The sequence below is a fragment of the Phyllobacterium lublinensis genome (assembly GCF_020164435.1).
In the GTDB taxonomy this organism is placed as follows: Bacteria; Pseudomonadota; Alphaproteobacteria; order Rhizobiales; family Rhizobiaceae; genus Phyllobacterium; species Phyllobacterium lublinensis.
Genome location: NZ_JAIUDQ010000002.1, coordinates 221,321 through 239,006, shown reverse-complemented (window position 1 = coordinate 239,006; position 17,686 = coordinate 221,321). Strand labels below are relative to the sequence as shown.

The window sequence follows — 17,686 nt, the reverse complement described above, 5'->3', positions numbered from 1 at the left end:
AAGATTTTTCTTCTCAACCGAAACGTAGGTAAATGCCCGTACTGAGTTTTTTTCAAGCATTCGCATCCCAGAAGAAAACTGTTGGCCAGATCCTTTCTGTCCAGCCCAATCCAATCAGGGCCCATTACAAATCCATTGATGACCTGAGGGATCTGGGAGCGCGAGTGGCCAAAGGCGAGGATGTTCGCCTGCCCGACTATGAGCCCATGGTCTTCGAGCAGCGCACGGTCGAGAACGCGCGGCTCATCCTGCATTCCTATCGTTCTTCCGATGCCGCAGCACGCAAGGGAGAAACCATTACGCCGGCTGCCCAGTGGTTGCTCGACAATTATTATCTCGTCGACCAGAACATCCAGCAGGTCGAGCGCGACCTTCCAAAGAAGTTTTTCCGGCAATTGCCGTCGCTGACCAGCAGGCCGGAAATACCGCGGGTCATGGCGCTGGCATGGCTGTATGTTGCGCATACCGACAGCCAGTTTTCGCTCAACAGCCTCAGTGCCATCGTCGAGGGCTTCCAAACCGTCGAACCCCTCCATATCGGCGAATTGTGGGCGTTGCCATCTGCCGTCCGTTTTATCCTAATCGAAAACGCACGCCGTCTTTCATTGCGCGTCGAACGGGCCCGCCGCATGCGCGCCTACGCCAACAGTGTCGCCGACGAGATCACGCTGAACGCCGACAAGGACGGTCTGCCGCAGCTTCTGGCGCAATATGCAACAGCGGCACGTGACAGCACCTTTGCCACGCACCTCCTCTATCGCCTGCGCGGCGGCGCAACCCATTCTGGCGCCGCAGTGGCCTGGCTCGAAGAGGAGCTCGAGAAGAACGGCAGTGATGCCGAAGATGCCATCATCCAGGAACACACACGCCAATCCACTGGCGGCGTGACGATGGGCAATCTGATCCGCAGCCTGAAATCCATCGACGACGTCGACTGGATCACCTGGTTCGAGACGGTCAGCGGCGTGGACGCCGTCCTGCGTGAGCATTCAAACTTCGACGCCCTCGATTTCCATTCGCGTAACGCATACCGCGTTGCCATCGAAAAAATCGCGCGCCGCTCCGGTAAAAGCGAACAGGATATCACCGAGGCCGCCCTTGGCCTTGCACAGAAAAGCGCAGAGGAAACCGGCGAAGAAGGCGGCGTGACGGAGCAGCGGAAACGCGATGTCGGCTACTACCTTGCCGGAGAAGGCCGCCTGGATCTCGAGGCCACCTGCAGCTATAGTCCGACAATCCTTGAACGCTGGGTCCGGTTCTATCGGAAACTCGGCCTGGCCGGGCTTTGGGTGCCGGCATCTTTCTTCTCAATCGTCATCCTGCTGCTAATCCATTACTGGCTTCGCCGGTCCGGCCTTCCGGCCGACCTGACACTCGTCTTTACGCTTCTGGCTGTCTTTCCGGCCATGGAAACGGCCAATGGCTTCGTCAACTGGATCATACCCATGTTCATGCCGCCAACGCGGCTGATCGGCTTCGAGTACAAGAACGGGCTGCCTCAGGAGGCCAAGACCCTCGTCGCTGTCCCGACGCTGATCACATCGCGCGATTCCGTGGATGAGCATATCCGCAATCTCGAAGTGCATTACCTGACAAATCCTCGCGGGGAAGTCTATTTCGCACTGCTCACGGACTGGGCCGACAGCAAGGTCGAACAGACCGATAACGATCTCGACATCTTCGATTACGCCCGCGAGAAGATCACCGCGCTCAACAACCATTATACTCAGAACAATCCGCGCTTCTTCCTCCTGCATCGCAAGCGTCTGTACAATGCGCAGGAGAATTGCTGGATGGGATGGGAGCGCAAGCGCGGCAAGCTCCACGAGCTCAATCTGCTCCTGCGCGGCGACAAGGACACGACATACTTCCCCTCGAACGAGGAAGTTCCGACCGACATCAAATTCGTAATGACGCTCGATTCTGACACCCGCCTGACACCTGACTCGGTAAATCGCCTGGCCGGCAAGCTTGTCCACCCCCTCAATCGTCCCATCTACAGGGCAAAGTCGGGCCGCGTGGTCAGCGGGTACGCTGTGCTTCAGCCCCGTGTAACTCCGTCGCTGACAACCGGTGATGACGCCTCGTTCCTGCAACGAGTCTTCTCCGTCAATCGCGGTATCGACCCCTATGTCTTTGCCGTGTCCGATGTTTACCAGGACGTCCTGGGCGAAGGAACGTTCACGGGCAAGGGCCTTTACGACATCGACTTCTTCGAAGCTGCGCTTGAAGGCAAGATCGGCGAAAATTCGGTGCTCAGCCATGACCTGCTCGAAGGCGGCTACGCACGCAGTGCGCTCGTCAGCGACGTAGAGGTGGTTGAGGACTATCCGACCGGTTACAATGTCGATATTTCCCGTCACCACCGCTGGACCCGCGGTGACTGGCAACTTCTCCCCTACCTGTTCAGCACCAAGCCCGGTGTGACTGCCGTCACCCGCTGGAAGATGGTCGACAATCTTCGCCGTTCGCTCGCGCCGATATTCTGGATCATCGCGGCGATAGCCGGTTGGACATTGCTGCCGCCTGGACTGGCTGCGTTGTGGCAATGCTTCCTGATCTTCAGCATGTTCATCGTTCCCACGATGATCCTGTTTACCAATCTCGTCCCGACCGACATGAACCTTTCGCTCAAGGGGCATGTTCAGGCAATCCTGACTGATGTGTTTTCCGGGGCCGCGGATATTGCGCTGCGTGTCACGTTCGTTGCCAATATGGCCTGCCTGATGGCCGACGCAATCGCGCGCACACTTTATCGCCTGTTCATATCACGCAAGCATCTTCTCGAATGGCGCGCTGCGGCCCAGGCCAAAACGAGTTCCCCCGATACTCTCAGCTATTACGTACAACTGATGTGGCCAGCCGTCGTCGTTGCCGTGATTGCGATCGGTTTGCCGCTCGCCGTCCAGAGCCGCGCATGGTTTATTGCCGTGCCCTTCGCCCTGATCTGGTTCCTGTCGCCAATGATTGCATGGCTGGTCAGCCGCTCGGCCAAACCTCTCGACGACCTGAACGTTCGATCGTCCGACAAAAGCGAACTCCGCCGGTTTGCCCGCCGTACATGGCACTATTACGATACGTTCGTGACCAAGGAGCAGAATTTCATTCCGCCTGACAATTTCCAGGAGGACCCTCATCCCGTCATCGCCACGCGCACATCGCCCACCAATATCGGCATGTACCTGCTTTCGACCGTTGCGGCCCGGGATTTCGGCTGGATCGGCTTTAACGAAACGCTGACCCGCATCGATCAGACGCTCGAAACCCTTGAAAAGATGGAGAAATATCGGGGCCATCTCTACAACTGGTATGAGACGACCACTTTGCGTCCCCTGCTGCCGCTCTATGTTTCGGCGGTGGACAGCGGTAATCTTGCGGGCCATCTCGTCGCTCTGTCCTCTGCGCTCGAAAAATGGGCCGAAGCCCCATCCGTCTACCTTCAGAGCGATCTCGACGGCGTACTCGATGTCAGCGATATCCTCGAGGAAGCGATCAATGATATTCCTGACGACCGTCGGGTACTCAGGCCGTTGCGCCGCCGGCTCGACGAGCGCGTTTCCAATTTCCGCCGGGCGATAACAACGATCAAGGAAGAGCCGGAAACGGCTTCGTTGCGCACGATCAATCTCTCTCTCTTCGCCGGTGACATTCAGCGCCTGACCGAGGAACTACATAGCGAACTAGAAAGTCCACTCAGTGCAACGGCCAATGAGTGGGCACTCCTGCTTGTCAAAACATGCCAGGCGCACACCGACGATGCCATTGGTTCCCATGAAGGCACGGACGTCTTGCGCGAGCGACTGGTGACGCTTGCAACACGAGCCCGGCAGTTGGCATTCGATACGGATTTCACCTTCCTGGAGCGCAAGGAACGGCGACTGCTGTCAATCGGCTTCCGCGTGGAATCCAATGAACTCGACGCAAGCTGCTACGACCTTCTGGCCTCCGAAGCACGGCTCGCGAGCCTCTTCGCCATCGCCAAGGGCGATATTCCTGTCGATCACTGGTTCCGCCTTGGCCGCCTGCTGGTTCCCGTTGGCTGGCGCGGCGCGCTGATCTCCTGGTCCGGTTCGATGTTTGAATATCTGATGCCACCGTTGGTCATGATCGAACCGCTCGGCAGCATGCTGGATCAAACCAACAAACTGATTGTGCAGCGTCAGATCGAATATGGTGAATCCAAGGGGCTGCCGTGGGGAATTTCCGAGGCCGCTTACAATGCGCGCGACCCGGAAATGAACTATCAGTACACCAATTTCGGCGTCCCTACACTTGGTCTCAAGCGAGGGCTGTCGAAGAACTACGTTGTCGCACCCTATGCGAGCATCATGGCGAGCCAGTATCAGCCGGCCGCGGCCGTGAAGAATCTGAGACGCCTGCGTGACATGGGCGCGCTGGGCAAGTTTGGCTTCTACGACGCTGTTGATTTCACCAAGTCCCGCGTCCGGGAAGATGAAGAATACGCGATAGTGCGTAATTACATGGCGCACCATCACGGCATGTCGATCGTTGCGGTCAACAACGTGGTGTTTGAGGGTCGCATGCGTGACCGGTTCCATGCGGATCCAGTCATCGAAGCTGCCGAACTGCTGCTCCAGGAGAAGGCCCCGCGCGAGATCCCGGTTCTTCAGGCCAAGGCCGAGAATCCGATGCGCAAGGCCGTGGAAAGCAGCGAAGAGACGCCATCGATCCACATCATCCAGAATCCGCTCAGTGCTCCCCGTGCGACGCAGGTCATGTCGAATGGCCATTATTCCGTCATGGTCACCGCCAATGGCGGCGGCTACAGCCGCTGGAACGGGCTTGCGATCACGCGCTTCCAACCAGACATTCTGGAAAGCGGCTATGGAACGTTCCTGTTCCTCCGGGACATGGAGAGTGGCGAGTGGTGGTCTGCAACCGGCGACCCGGTACGGGTGCCCGGAGAAAAGAGCACGACGATCTTCACCGACTACAAGGCGGAGTTCATCAAGGAAACCGGCACACTGCATTCAACCGTCGAAACCATCGTCGCTTCGGATTCCGATGGCGAGGGCCGACGCATCGTCATCACGAATACCGGAACGAAGGATCGTATCATCGAGGTTACGTCCTACGCCGAACTGGTGTTGACCAATGATGATACCGACACTGCCCATCCGGCGTTTGCCAAGATGTTCGTCGAGACCGAGATCGACCAGCGTGGCGACGCCATTTACGCCACGCGCCGCAAACGCGGCAGCGGTGAACCCGACATACATGTTGCGCATATGGTCAGCGACAGCTCGGGCGCAATGCGCGAAGTCCAGGCCGAAACCGACAGGCGCGCGTTCATTGGCCGTGGTCGCTCGTTGCGCAACCCGGCCGCATTCGACGAAGGTGCCTCGCTAAGCGGCAGTCAGGGATTCGTGCTCGATCCAATCGCTTCGCTACGCTGCCGCGTTCGCGTACCGGCACACAAGAAGGTCACACTGGTGTTCTGGACGCTTGTACGGCCGAACCGTCACGAGCTGGAAGAGGTCGTCGCACGCTTCCGTCACCCCGATTGCTTCGCCCGGGAATTCTCGTTGTCCTGGACGAGTTCGCAGGTGCGGCTCCACCATATCGGGATCAATCCCGACGAAGCCCAAGTCTTCCAGCGTGTAGCAACATGCCTGATCTATCCTGACAAGATTGTGCGGATGCCATCCGAAAGCATCGCAAGCGGCCTTGGCAGTCAATCCGAGCTTTGGCCCATGTCCATCTCGGGCGACTTCCCAATCCTCGCCCTGCGCATCGATGACGAAGCCGACATGGAGACGTTGCGCAATCTCCTGAGAGCACATGAATACTGGCGCGCGAAGGGCTTGGTGGTCGATGTCGTGGTCATCAACGAGCGCTCGTTCTCCTACGCCCAGGACTTCCAGCGTGGGCTCGAGGCGATCTGCGAAAACAGCCGGGCTCGTGGTGCCCAACTCGGGCCGCGCGTTCATATCTTCACTGTTCGCCGGGATCAGATGAGTGATGCCAGCTATAACACGCTGCTGGCCTCCGCCCGCATCGTGATGCACGCGCAAAACGGCTCTTTGGCCGAGCAGCTGAAACGCATGGAAGACCTTAGCCTGGATCTTGTTCCTGTTACGGAAACGAGGGGCAAGACAATGGCAGCCGCTGAACCCGAGGTTGAGGACCTGCGCGGTATGGCACCCGCGCCGACACAGCTTATGAGCAAGCGTCACGCGAAGGTTTACGGTGACGATTTAGCCTTCTGGAACGGCTTCGGTGGCTTTGACATGAAGACCGGCGAATATGTCACCCGTCTTTCCGGGTACACTCATACGCCGCAACCCTGGATCAACGTCATTTCGAATTCGGGCTTTGGCTTCCATGTTTCGGCTGAAGGTGCTGGCTTCACCTGGTCCGGAAACAGTCGTGACTACCAGCTGACGCAATGGTCAAACGACCCGGTCATTAACCGGTCCGGCGAAGCGCTCTACGTGGTCGATCTCGACAAGAATATCGCGTTCGCTCCCACCGCTTCCGTGTTGCGCGATCCTTCCGTGCAATACGAGACACGGCATGGCCAGGGGTACTCCATCTTCGGGTCGCGGCATGGCAATGTCGGCCTCGAATTGACCCACACGATCGATCCCAAACTGCCCGTGCGCGTATCCAGCCTCAGGATCGCCAACCACGGCAGCGCGGCCAAGCGCTTGCGTGTCTACGGCTTCGTGGAGTGGTTGCTCGGCAATGTCCGCGCCAAGACCGCCCCATTCATAGTGCCATCGTCCGATGCGGAAACCGGCGCGCTCTTTGCCCGGAACCCCTATGGTATCGACAGGCGTACGAATGTTGCGTTCTTTGCGAGCAGCCTGAAGCCGCAATCGGTTACAGCCGATCGCAGCGAATTCTTTGGTACGCTCGGCACGGTCGATCGGCCTTCGGCAGTGCTTCAGGCCAAGTCCTTGTCGAACCTTGTTGAGGCCGGTGGAGATCCATGCGCTGCTTTGGCGATTGACATCGACATCCCTGCCGGAGAAACCAGGGAAGTCCTGTTCTACATGGGCGACGCCGGCAATGCCGATGAGGCGCGCCGCATCATCGCCGAACAGAGCGTGCGCCCGTTCGACGAAACCCTGTCGGCCTCAAAGGCGGTCTGGGCCAACTTCCTGGATGGTTTGCAGGTTACTACCCCCGACGACGCATTCGACGTCATGGTCAATCGTTGGCTGCCCTACCAAAGCCTTGCCTGCCGCATCTGGGCGCGCTCCGCATTCTATCAGGCGAGTGGCGCGTTCGGCTTCCGGGACCAGTTGCAGGACACATTGTCGATGCTGATCCTTGACCCCTCGCTTGCGCGAAAACAGATTCTGAATGTCTCCGCGCGCCAGTTCAAGGAAGGCGATGTTCAGCATTGGTGGCTGCCGACCACGGGGGCAGGTGTGCGGACGAAGATTTCCGATGATGTGGTGTGGCTCGGATATGCCATTGCCCATTATACATCCGTTACCGGTGACATGAGCATCCTTGACGAGCAAGTGGCATTCATCGAAGGGCGTGCGCTTGAAGATGGCGAACACGATGCCTTCTACCAGCCGACAATTTCCGCAGAGAAGGTCAGCGTCTACGAGCATGCCGCACGCGCGCTCGATCTTGCCATCGCACGCACTGGCTCACACGGTCTGCCGCTGATGCTGACGGGTGACTGGAACGACGGCATGAACCGCGTCGGTGAAGAGGGCAAGGGTGAAAGTGTCTGGCTCGGCTGGTTCCTGATCAGCACGTTGCGCGACGTACTGCCCATCGCAAAACGCTTCAAGGATACCGACCGGATCCAGCGCTGGGAAGCTCACATTGAACGCCTCAAGGCGGCGCTGGAAAAAGACGGCTGGGATGGCGAATGGTACCGCCGCGGCTATTTTGACGATGGCTCGCCACTGGGCTCCAAGAAAAGCGAAGAGTGCAAGATCGATTCGATCGCTCAGTCCTGGAGCGTATTGTCTGGCTATGGCGATCCTCACAGGGCAAAGCAGGCCATGCATTCGGTGGCGATGCATCTCGTCGACGACGAGGTCGATATCCTCAAATTGTTCACGCCGCCGTTCAACAAGTCGCGTCACGATCCAGGCTATATCAAGAGCTATCCTGTTGGCGTGCGTGAAAATGGCGGGCAATATACCCACGCTGCGACCTGGGCCGTGCTCGCCATGGCCAGACTTGGCGATGCCGATGAAGCCTATCGCTGGTTCCGGAAGCTCAATCCGGTGAACCACTCCCTGGATGCTGAAAAGGCAGAGTCCTACCGCGTGGAACCCTATGTCGTGGCCGCTGACGTTTATTCGGTCGATCCAATGCGCGGCCGGGGTGGATGGACCTGGTATACGGGTTCCGCTGGCTGGCTCTATCGCGTGGCAACCGAAGGCATTCTCGGCATCAGCCGCCAGAATGACCGGCTGTTTGTCGACCCTGCCCTGCCTTCGGACTGGGACGGCTTTGGCTTTGTTCTGCGCAATGGCGATGCGCGTTACACTGTGGAAGTCAAGCCAGCTGCAAAGGGCGGCAAGAAAATCACCGTCAACGGCAAGAAGCTGGCCAAGCCCGATGGTGGAATTCCTCTGGAAGACTCTGGCGAACACAAAGTCCTCGTTGAAGTTCCGCCAACCAAGGCTCTAGCGGACATGACAGCGACGGCCGTCAGCTAATACCAATGTCAACACCGCCAGCGTTGTTTTTCGCTGGCGGTGCTTCGCCGGCGAGTCTCAAACGCCTGAATTCCAGTTGAGAATCTTTGCAACTGAGTTCGATCTGGCGCATAGTCGTGCTCATGAAACACATCCTCAATCAAAAGCCGGATTACGAAAAAGAGCTGCGCAATGCAGGCGTGCGCATCACCCGACCCCGCCGGATTATTCTCGATATTCTGACTTCGACCGAAGATCACCCGGATGCGATGAAGATCTTTCATCGTGCCATCGAGATCGATGACAGCATCTCGCTGTCAACGGTGTATCGCACCATGAACCTGCTCGAGGAAATGGGCGCCATACATCGCCATGCTTTCAACGGCGGGCCATCCAGGTTCGAACAGGCGCATGGTGACCACCATGATCACCTTATCGATGTCGATACGGGGGCGGTCATCGAGTTCAAGTCGGACAAAATCGAAAAGCTGCAGGAAGAGGTCGCCAAGGCTCTGGGCTACGATATTATTTACCACCGTCTCGAACTCTACGGCAGGAAAATCGACCAATCTTCATGAAAAGCCGCCCGAGCGGGCGGCGATTTTTGGCGTCGAGAGAAGCCGATCAAGCTGCGTTCGATGTCGGCTGCGACGTCAAAAGTTCATAGATCAAATTCGCGTCATGTGCGGTGCGCAGCTTTGCTATCCGCTCCGGATCACGCAGCAAGCGGGCGATGCGTGACAAGGCCTTGAGGTGATCCGCACCCGCATTCTCCGGCGCCAGCAACAGGAACACGATATCAACGGGCTGATCGTCAAGAGCTTCAAAATCAATCGGTGACTCAAGCTGGGCGAAAACACCGGCAATGCGTTTCACGCTGTTGATCTTCCCATGCGGGATTGCAATGCCATTGCCCACGCCAGTGGAACCAAGGCGCTCGCGCTGCAAGACAGTGTCGAATATTTCCCGCTCGCTCAGGCCCGTCAAGGCAGCTGCCTTTTCGGACATGATCTGCAAAAGTTGTTTTTTGGAGTTGACTTTCAATGCGGGCAGGACAGCGTCAGGCTGAATGAGATCACCCAGATCCATTATCTCTCTTCCTTCCAGTTACCGTCCGCGCTCTTACAGGAGCGCGAACGATAGTTCAAATTATGCTACGTCTCATTGCCGGACAGCGGCTTGTCCAGCTACTGCCGAGGGATCGATCCAACCGATATTTCCGTCAGGACGGCGATATACGATATTAACCTGCGTACTTCCAGAGTTGCGGAAGACAACTACAGGACTATCTTTCAGATCGAGTTCCACGACAGCCGACGCCACGCTCATGCTTCGCAGCGCCATTGATGTTTCTGCGACGATCGTAGGAGCATAATCCTCCGGGAAATCCTCATCGTCATCAGGTGCCGGAGCCATGACGCGATAGGAAATGTCGTCGAAAACACCATTCGAACCTGGCGCCTGGTGCGATTTGAGACGCCGCTTGTAGCGACGGAGGCGTTTGTCGACACGCTCTCCTGCAGCGTCAAAGGCGAGAAGCGGATCTTGCGCTTCACCTGCAGCCTGCAACACCGTACCAGTATCAAGGCGGATGAGGCAGTCTGCAATAAATCGCGATCCCTGCTTTTCCACTGTGACGTGGCCGGTATATCCGCCATCGAAATATTTGGTCACCATCTCCCCGATCCGCTCTTCGATCCGAATGCGGAAAGCGTCACCAATGTCCATATGTTTCCCAGATACACGCAGACTCATGATACCTCACCTTCATTGTGATTTTCATTGCCTGAGCCAATCTACACTGTTGTTGACAGCCGAGCAAAGACATCCCGCACATTCAGTGCGAGCGTTCAATCACATTTCCCTTTCCGATTTCTTCATGTTCAAACGCGCGCTTTCGCTCCAATTGTCGCAAATGACCGGCGCTTCTCTCTCCCTGTCCGGGCTTCTTTGGCCCGGATCATTTACCCACTCACGAAAACCCTACACCCGTGTTGCGGACGAATCCAGACCTTCCATTACCCTTGCGCACAGCCGTTTGGGCTTTTTTCTCCCGCCGCCTTTGCACGGAGGACGCGATATTCATGGCTTCGCGATATTTGGCGACGGTACGTCGGGCAATATCGACGCCTTGTTCCTTGAGCAGATCAACAATTGTGTCGTCAGAAAGAATGTCGTTCGGTGCTTCAGCTTCGATAAGTTGCCTTATGTGATGGCGAACAGATTGCGACGAATGCTGCTCCCCACCTTCTGTTGCCGAAATAGCCGCGTTGAAAAAGTAGCGCAACTCAAACACACCGCGCCTGGTCAGCATGTACTTATTTGCAGTAACCCGGCTCACGGTTGACTCGTGCATGCCAATCGCGTCCGCGACATTGCGCAAATTCAGCGGCTTCAAGTGGGCAATGCCATGCAGGAGGAAATTTTCCTGCTGGCGGACAATTTCGCTGGCGACCTTCAGAATCGTCTGGGCGCGCTGATCGAGGCTACGTGTCAACCAGTTGGCATTCTGGAGGCATTCGCTGAGAAAGGTTTTCTCTGCCGTTGAGACTTTGGCCTTCGAGACGGTTGCATAATAGTTGTTATTGACCAGCACGCGCGGGAGCGCATCGGGATTGAGTTCGATCCGCCACGTTCCGTCGGGAGCTGCGTCGACCTGAACATCCGGAATGATGCTGTCAGCGACTCCAGAAGAGAACGCGGTCCCGGGTTTCGGATCAAGGAGCCTTATCTCTCGCAACATGTCGAGAATATCGGCGTCGGTTACCTCACAAAGCCGTTTCAGGGTGTTGAAATCGCGTTTGGCCAGAAGGTCGAGGTTCTGTAGTAGAATTTTCATTGCAGGGTCGAGCCGGTTTCGCGCCTGAAGCTGGAGTGAAAGACACTCCGCCAGATCTCGCGCAAACAGCCCCGAGGGTTCAAACCCCTGCATGACAGCAATCAGTTCTTCGACATATGACACGTCGATACCGAGCCTTTCGGCAATTTCGGATGTGTCGGCCCGCAAGTATCCCATCTCGTCGAGATGATCTGCCAGTTCCGCAGCGATCAACCGGTCTGCGGCGCTTGGGAAAGCAAAGATAATCTGCTCGCCAACGTGATCACGAAGCGTATGCGGAGAGGCGGTAACCTGTTCAAGATTATAGCCTTCGCCCCCGACAGAGACATAACCGTCGCCAGACGATGACTTCCACTGAGAGGCGAGATCACCCGCTATGAAATCCTGGGTACCCGGGTCATCGGGAAAGATGTTCTCGAGTGAACTATCGAACGTATCTGACATCTGGCCTGCGCTGGTCGACTCGCCGCTCGACAGCCAGTGATCGCTCCGCTCACTCGAATGATCACGATCATCGAGTTCTCCGCCCGCGCTAGCCTTGCTGAAATCTTCGGTTTCATTGTAGCTGCGATCCCCTGCAGCGATCCGTTCATCCAGCGAAATACGCTCCCCATAGGACTCTTCGCGCTCCAGCAGGGGATTCTTTTCGATTTCCTGATCGATAAACTGTTCGAGCTCGACATGTGTCAGCTGCAGCAGTCGGATCGACTGCATGAGCAGCGGCGTCATCACCAGTGCCTGAGTTTGCCTAAGATCCAATTTTGGCGACAAGGCCATGATGTATGATGCCGCTCCCGCACGGAATTTCTTTACCGATATACAGAACTGGCCCAATCCTTGCTTGTCAATCACAAGGGGGTAAAAATCGTCGCATATCGGTCAATTTCAACCAAAGCGGGTGCTAAAATCGCATTCTATTGCGAATTTCAGTCAGCAATTGCGAAAACTCAGAGTTTGAACTGATCGCCCAAATACAGGCGGCGCACATCCTGGTTGGCAATAATTTCGTCTGGACGCCCATGGGTGAGCACCTGCCCGGCGTGAATAATATAGGCCCTATCGATCAGCTTAAGTGTCTCGCGCACATTGTGGTCGGTAATGAGCACACCGATTCCTCGTCCCGTCAGGTGACGTACCAGCTGCTGAATATCCGCAACGGCAATTGGATCAACACCGGCGAATGGCTCATCCAACAACATAAAATTCGGCCTGGATGCCAGGGCGCGCGCAATTTCCAGTCGACGCCGCTCACCACCCGACAACGAAATAGCAGGGGCCTTGCGCAGATGGGCAATATGAAACTCTTCAAGCAGGGAGTCGAGTTCTTGCGCGCGAGCACCCCGGTCCTTCTCGACCACCTCGAGAACTGCCTTGATATTGTTTTCGACTGAAAGTCCCCGAAAGATCGATGCTTCCTGCGGCAGATAGCCGATGCCAAGCCGCGAACGGCGATACATGGGCATCGTGGTCACATCGAACCCATCGATCTCGATCGTGCCCTTGTCGACCGGTACAAGACCGGTGACCATGTAAAAGCACGTCGTCTTCCCGGCACCGTTCGGCCCGAGAATACCAACGGCTTCGCCCGATCGAACACCAAACGAAACACCATTCACCACCTGGCGACCATTATAGCTTTTGGTTATCCCGCGCGCGACAAGTGTCCCTTTCATACGATCCTTGGCTGCCGGATCGGCTGGTCGCATTTCGGAAACACTGGAGTCTGGCCGCGCAGGAGCCTTGCTGGTGGGGCGACGCGAAAACAAGGTCACTTACGGCTCAGTTCTTAGGAGCGTTCTTGGGCGCAACAACGATCGAAACGCGACCCGTCTGGCCGCTCTTGCAGCTTTCAAGCTGCGCCTCTCCGGTTTTGAGTTGAGCGGTCAATTTGCATCCTATGGCAACATTGTCGCCCTGAGTGAGGACGACCTTGTCACCGGTGAGGACCAAAACCTCTGTTTTCATATCAAAAGTACCATGATCGCCGGTCGCGACCTGATCCTCGGACTTCACGTAAACCTTGTCGCTCACTTCGAGATGGTCAATATCCTGTGATCCAGGGCCACCAGCGAGCCCGCCAGTTTTGGGCGCCTCGGTTCCAGCCGTGCCTTCAGCCGGCTTGGCCCCCTTGACGTAGTAGACAATCATTGAGCCGGCCTTCAGAAGCGTCGCGCCCTGAACAACGGTGACATTACCTGTGAAGGTTGCGGTGCCTTCATTGTCATGTACCACAAGCTTGTCCGCATCGATCTGGATCGGTTGGTCACCGGAGAGCTTTATGCCGCTCGCGGCGCCAGCTTCCTGCGCCGCGGCGGGAGCGATCATTGAGGATGCCAATAAACCCAACGCAACGGTCGAAATGCTGATCAGTCTTGCCCCGCACGACATCGTCTTCTCTCCTAAACCTCGGATAGTCCCATGAAATCAGCAATCCATTCCAGATATTACTCTGGCGATTTGATTTCCTGGTCACCTTCTTGCCGCTTTGCAGGCTGAATGACAAGCCTTACGCGCTTTTCAAAAGTCATTACTTTACCACTTTCAGTGATTTGCATGCTGTCAGCGGTAATCTGCGAAGTACTGTTGTTAATGCTGACCGGCTGGTCAGTCGACATGGAATTTCCTGCTATATCGATATCAGCCGATTGCAGCACCGCCGTGACGCCATCCGATGTGGTCAGACTTATGTCGCTGTCGAGCGTCAACTGGCGATTGGCGTTATCAAAAACTCCCGACTTCGCTTTGACTTGGGCACGCAACTTTGTACCGAGCGGAATTTCCGCGTCAATCCCTTCCAGGGAAATGACATTGCTGTTGCCCACTTCCTGCAAGGCTCGGACCGCGCTCATTTTGTAGGGAAGCTTGTCCTTTGTAAACCCGTCGAGCTTCGGATTGGTCATCACCAGCTTGCCGTCTTCGATGCCCGCATTATCGAGCGAGATATTGCTTGGTATGCTGGACGTCGAAAAGAACGTAAACCACGAGAACACAGCGGCCCCAAGCAATGCAGCTGCCGGCAAGGCAAACTTCAGGAAACGGACACGGCGGGAATGGCGCTCAGCGGCACGAAACACCTTGGAATCCTTGTCGGAGGCAGCAAACTGCCTCGCCACCTCAGCATGGTGGTCGACATCTGCGGCCGCATCGCGCCCGGGATGCATATCGGTTGTTTCGATTGACATAGGTCTGACTGCGCTTACCGATTACAATATAATGGCTACTGAACGCCAATATGGTTATTTTTCGATGAAATGGACATGTACTCGTCGCACAAGTTGCATTCGAGGCAACAAGTATGCCCTCATTGGACGAGTTACAAGATGCCGGTGCGGATCAAACGCCGTGGCATGATGTCTGGACTTCCATAAGTTGTTGTCGCAGAAGAAAAATGCGACCAAACCTGAGAGCGAACACGACGATGGCCAATACCGCTGATGCAATCATAGACAGACGACGCCTTCGCAGGAAATTGACATTCTGGCGCGCTTTCACCCTTGTCCTTGTCGCGCTTGCATTGATTTCGTTCTTTCTTCTCTCCGGAGATGGTTTCTCCAGTAAATCAGCACCGCATATTGCCAAGGTTCGCGTCGAGGGGACGATTTTCGAGAACGACGAACTGCTCAAGCGCCTCCACGACGTGGAAGAATCCGCGGCTGTGAAAGGCGTTATCCTCACCATTGATTCACCCGGCGGCACTACGGCGGGCGGCGAGGCGATTTACGAGGCCGTCCGGAAACTCGCCATGAAGAAGCCGGTGGTTGCACAGGTTGGTACTCTTGCCGCTTCCGCCGGATATATGATCGCTAGCGCCACCGACCATATCGTCGCCCGCCAATCCTCAATCATCGGGTCAATCGGCGTCCTTTTCCAGTATCCGGATATCTCGCAGCTGTTAACCAAACTGGGTGTGAAGGTTGAAACGATCAAATCCAGTCCGTTGAAGGCAGAGCCGAACTTCTTCAATCCTGCCAGTGATGAAGCCAAGGCAATGATTCATCGCATGATCATCGATTCTTACGACTGGTTTGTCGGACTTGTTCAGGAAAGGCGCAATTTTACTCATGAGCAGGCGCTGGCACTTGCCGACGGGTCTGTCTTCACTGGTCGACAGGCGATTGCCAACAAGCTGATTGACGAACTTGGCGGCGAAGACAAGGCCGTGGGTTGGCTTGCAACAAAAGGAGTGGATGGCAAGCTGCCTGTGGTAGAATGGAAGCCTGTCGAAAAATCGTCCCTCGGCCGGCTATTTTCAGAATCCGCCCTGAAGATGCTCGCGCAGTACCTCGGCATTCCGCAGGAAAGCGCAGGAATAGTACGGGAATTGACAGGTGAGCGTATCTTCCTTGACGGGCTCGTTTCTGTTTGGCACGTTGACGGCAAGCCTGTCGGGGCGCAATAAGGTATTAAACACATAAGATCAGTGACATAGTCGTTAAGCTGAAGCCTTTTCGACCGTGCCTCCCCGATCTTGAACCGGAAGGGATTTCGCTGTGATCAAATCAGAGCTCGTTCAGATTATTGCCAACCGCAATCCACATCTGTTTCAACGCGACGTGGAAAACATCGTTGGTGCCATCTTTGACGAGATCACCGACGCACTGGCTGAGGGCAACCGGGTCGAGCTCCGCGGTTTTGGCGCCTTCTCCGTAAAGAATCGACCGGCGCGCAGCGGCCGCAACCCGCGTACGGGCGAAAGCGTCGATGTCGAGGAAAAGTGGGTGCCGTTTTTCAAAACCGGCAAGGAGCTCCGCGACAGGCTCAATGCGCACGGCTAATGCGCATCCAATGAGCATTAGAGAGGCTCCCGGGAGATAGGTATGGTCAATCGCATCGTTGTCGTGCTCATTCTGCTGCCGCTTGCCGTCATCCTGATTGCATTATCAGTCGCCAATCGCCAGGCAGTGTCCTTTACGGTCGACCCGTTCAATCCGGGCAATCCCCTGCTCTCCTATACCGCGCCGATGTTCGTCTGGCTCTTTGTTGCACTCTTCATCGGTTTGGTGCTTGGAAGTCTCGCGACGTGGTACAATCAAGGCAAGCATCGGAAGCTTGCACGACAGCGTAAACTCGAGGCAGAGGCGCTGCGTAAGGAAGCACGCAAGGCTTCCGCGGAGAATACGTCCACACCAAATCTTCCTTCGCTGCATTGAGCGATATAATCGACAAGGATTCTCCATGAAACTGATCTCTCCGGCCGAGATCGACGGGCTCTTGAATTGGCCCGACATGATCGCCGCGATCGGGCAAGCCTTCCGGCAAGGCGTAATCCAGCCAGTTCGTCATCATCACACCATTGGTCGGCCGGACGGTGCCGCATCGACTTTGCTGCTGATGCCCGCTTGGTCGGATTTTGATGCGCTTGGCGATTCCTCCAAAGGTTATGTGGGGGTCAAGATCGTCACAGTCTCGCCGGACAATGGCGCCGTGTCCAAACCCGCAGTCATGGGTGTCTATCTTCTTCTCGACGGCAAGACGGGGGAACCCAAGGCGCTCATTGATGGCCAACGCCTGACATTATGGCGTACAGCAGGAGCATCTGCCCTCGCCGCCCGCTTTCTTGCTCGCGAAGACGCAACAAAGCTCGTGATACTGGGAGCGGGTGCCCTCTCCGGCTTTCTGGCAAGGGCGCACAGCGCCATCCGGCCGATCAATGAAATTTCGATCTGGAATCGCAATTTCGCCGGCGCAGAGAAAGTAGCAACGGAGCTTGCTGCGGAAGGGTTTAACGCAAGGGCCGTCCGCGACAAGGACGCTGCGATCGCCGAGGCTGACATCATCACCGCTGGCACACTGTCCACCGAACCCCTGATTCTGGGCAAATATCTCAAGCCCGGCGCCCATGTGGATTTGATCGGCGCATTTACTCCCTCGATGCGTGAGAGCGATGATGAATGTGTGCGGCTTGCCCGCGTCTTTGTTGATACTGTTGACGGTGCCTTGAAGGAAGGCGGCGACATAGTGCAGCCCATCAAGGCGGGCATCGTTACCGAAAGTCATGTTATCGGCGATTTGTTCGGCTTGACGCGCGGTACAGTGCAAGGGCGTCAAACCGCCGATGAAATCACTTTGTTCAAGTCCGTCGGTGCTGCTTTGGAAGACCTCGCCGCGGGAATTCTCATCTATGAAAAGGCGCTAACCGCATCAGCTTGATTGTTTTTGCTTTCGCCTTTCCTCGTCATGGCATAGGAAACCTCCAATGTATTGCGAG

At 56.3% G+C, this 17,686-nt stretch carries 12 protein-coding genes; 6 read left to right on the top strand and 6 right to left on the bottom strand.

Annotated elements, in window-relative coordinates; translation table 11 throughout:
* Window positions 1–32: 32 nt before the first annotated feature.
* A complete protein-coding gene (locus K9U38_RS04100) occupies window positions 33–8,660 on the top strand; it encodes a glycoside hydrolase family 94 protein (RefSeq protein WP_224493068.1) in 8,628 nt (2,875 codons plus the stop codon).
* Between the two features lie 122 nt (window positions 8,661–8,782).
* On the top strand, window positions 8,783–9,217 hold the full coding sequence (locus K9U38_RS04095; RefSeq protein WP_224493067.1) for a Fur family transcriptional regulator: 435 nt from the start codon (window positions 8,783–8,785) through the stop codon (window positions 9,215–9,217).
* A gap of 46 nt (window positions 9,218–9,263) precedes the next feature.
* Here K9U38_RS04095 and ptsN read toward each other — a convergent pair whose 3' ends face one another.
* From ptsN to lptC, 6 genes are all read right to left on the bottom strand, one after another.
* The gene (ptsN, locus tag K9U38_RS04090; RefSeq protein ID WP_224493066.1) at window positions 9,264–9,728 is read right to left on the bottom strand and encodes a PTS IIA-like nitrogen regulatory protein PtsN; all 465 of its coding nucleotides are present in this window, start codon (window positions 9,726–9,728) and stop codon (window positions 9,264–9,266) included.
* 72 nt (window positions 9,729–9,800) lie between these two features.
* A complete protein-coding gene (hpf, locus tag K9U38_RS04085) occupies window positions 9,801–10,394 on the bottom strand; it encodes a ribosome hibernation-promoting factor, HPF/YfiA family (RefSeq protein ID WP_224493065.1) in 594 nt (197 codons plus the stop codon).
* A gap of 217 nt (window positions 10,395–10,611) precedes the next feature.
* Window positions 10,612–12,255: an RNA polymerase factor sigma-54 gene (gene rpoN, locus K9U38_RS04080; RefSeq protein WP_224493064.1), complete on the bottom strand. Its 1,644-nt coding sequence runs from the start codon at window positions 12,253–12,255 to the stop codon at window positions 10,612–10,614.
* Window positions 12,256–12,425: 170 nt separating this feature from the next.
* A complete protein-coding gene (lptB, locus tag K9U38_RS04075) occupies window positions 12,426–13,184 on the bottom strand; it encodes an LPS export ABC transporter ATP-binding protein (RefSeq protein WP_106712347.1) in 759 nt (252 codons plus the stop codon).
* 73 nt (window positions 13,185–13,257) lie between these two features.
* Window positions 13,258–13,866, bottom strand: a complete 609-nt coding sequence (locus K9U38_RS04070) for an LptA/OstA family protein (RefSeq protein ID WP_224493063.1) — start codon at window positions 13,864–13,866, stop codon at window positions 13,258–13,260.
* Between the two features lie 56 nt (window positions 13,867–13,922).
* On the bottom strand, window positions 13,923–14,660 hold the full coding sequence (gene lptC / locus K9U38_RS04065; protein ID WP_224493062.1) for an LPS export ABC transporter periplasmic protein LptC: 738 nt from the start codon (window positions 14,658–14,660) through the stop codon (window positions 13,923–13,925).
* A 236-nt stretch (window positions 14,661–14,896) separates the two neighbouring features.
* On the opposite strand from lptC, the gene sppA reads away from it, so the two are divergent.
* The 4 genes from sppA (at window position 14,897) to lhpI (ending at window position 17,628) form a co-directional block, all read left to right on the top strand.
* Window positions 14,897–15,877 carry a signal peptide peptidase SppA gene (gene sppA / locus K9U38_RS04060; protein WP_224493061.1) on the top strand — a complete coding sequence of 327 codons (981 nt, stop codon included), beginning with the start codon at window positions 14,897–14,899 and terminating at the stop codon, window positions 15,875–15,877.
* 91 nt (window positions 15,878–15,968) lie between these two features.
* A complete protein-coding gene (locus K9U38_RS04055) occupies window positions 15,969–16,253 on the top strand; it encodes an integration host factor subunit beta (protein ID WP_224493060.1) in 285 nt (94 codons plus the stop codon).
* 42 nt (window positions 16,254–16,295) lie between these two features.
* On the top strand, window positions 16,296–16,628 hold the full coding sequence (locus tag K9U38_RS04050; RefSeq protein WP_224493059.1) for a LapA family protein: 333 nt from the start codon (window positions 16,296–16,298) through the stop codon (window positions 16,626–16,628).
* 25 nt (window positions 16,629–16,653) lie between these two features.
* Window positions 16,654–17,628: a bifunctional Delta(1)-pyrroline-2-carboxylate/Delta(1)-piperideine-2-carboxylate reductase gene (gene lhpI, locus K9U38_RS04045; protein ID WP_224493058.1), complete on the top strand. Its 975-nt coding sequence runs from the start codon at window positions 16,654–16,656 to the stop codon at window positions 17,626–17,628.
* Window positions 17,629–17,686 lie beyond the last annotated feature (58 nt).

What these genes read in the sequence shown, in the direction of transcription:
- lptB (WP_106712347.1), bottom strand. Translation starts at nt 13,184, where the DNA reads ATGCGACCAGCCGATCCGGCAGCCAAGGATCGTATGAAAGGGACACTT.
- ptsN (WP_224493066.1), bottom strand. Translation starts at nt 9,728, where the DNA reads ATGGATCTGGGTGATCTCATTCAGCCTGACGCTGTCCTGCCCGCATTG.
- K9U38_RS04050 (WP_224493059.1), top strand. Translation starts at nt 16,296, where the DNA reads ATGGTCAATCGCATCGTTGTCGTGCTCATTCTGCTGCCGCTTGCCGTC.
- K9U38_RS04070 (WP_224493063.1), bottom strand. Translation starts at nt 13,866, where the DNA reads ATGTCGTGCGGGGCAAGACTGATCAGCATTTCGACCGTTGCGTTGGGT.
- K9U38_RS04095 (WP_224493067.1), top strand. Translation starts at nt 8,783, where the DNA reads ATGAAACACATCCTCAATCAAAAGCCGGATTACGAAAAAGAGCTGCGC.
- K9U38_RS04100 (WP_224493068.1), top strand. Translation starts at nt 33, where the DNA reads ATGCCCGTACTGAGTTTTTTTCAAGCATTCGCATCCCAGAAGAAAACT.
- sppA (WP_224493061.1), top strand. Translation starts at nt 14,897, where the DNA reads ATGGCCAATACCGCTGATGCAATCATAGACAGACGACGCCTTCGCAGG.
- lhpI (WP_224493058.1), top strand. Translation starts at nt 16,654, where the DNA reads ATGAAACTGATCTCTCCGGCCGAGATCGACGGGCTCTTGAATTGGCCC.
- lptC (WP_224493062.1), bottom strand. Translation starts at nt 14,660, where the DNA reads ATGTCAATCGAAACAACCGATATGCATCCCGGGCGCGATGCGGCCGCA.
- rpoN (WP_224493064.1), bottom strand. Translation starts at nt 12,255, where the DNA reads ATGGCCTTGTCGCCAAAATTGGATCTTAGGCAAACTCAGGCACTGGTG.
- hpf (WP_224493065.1), bottom strand. Translation starts at nt 10,394, where the DNA reads ATGAGTCTGCGTGTATCTGGGAAACATATGGACATTGGTGACGCTTTC.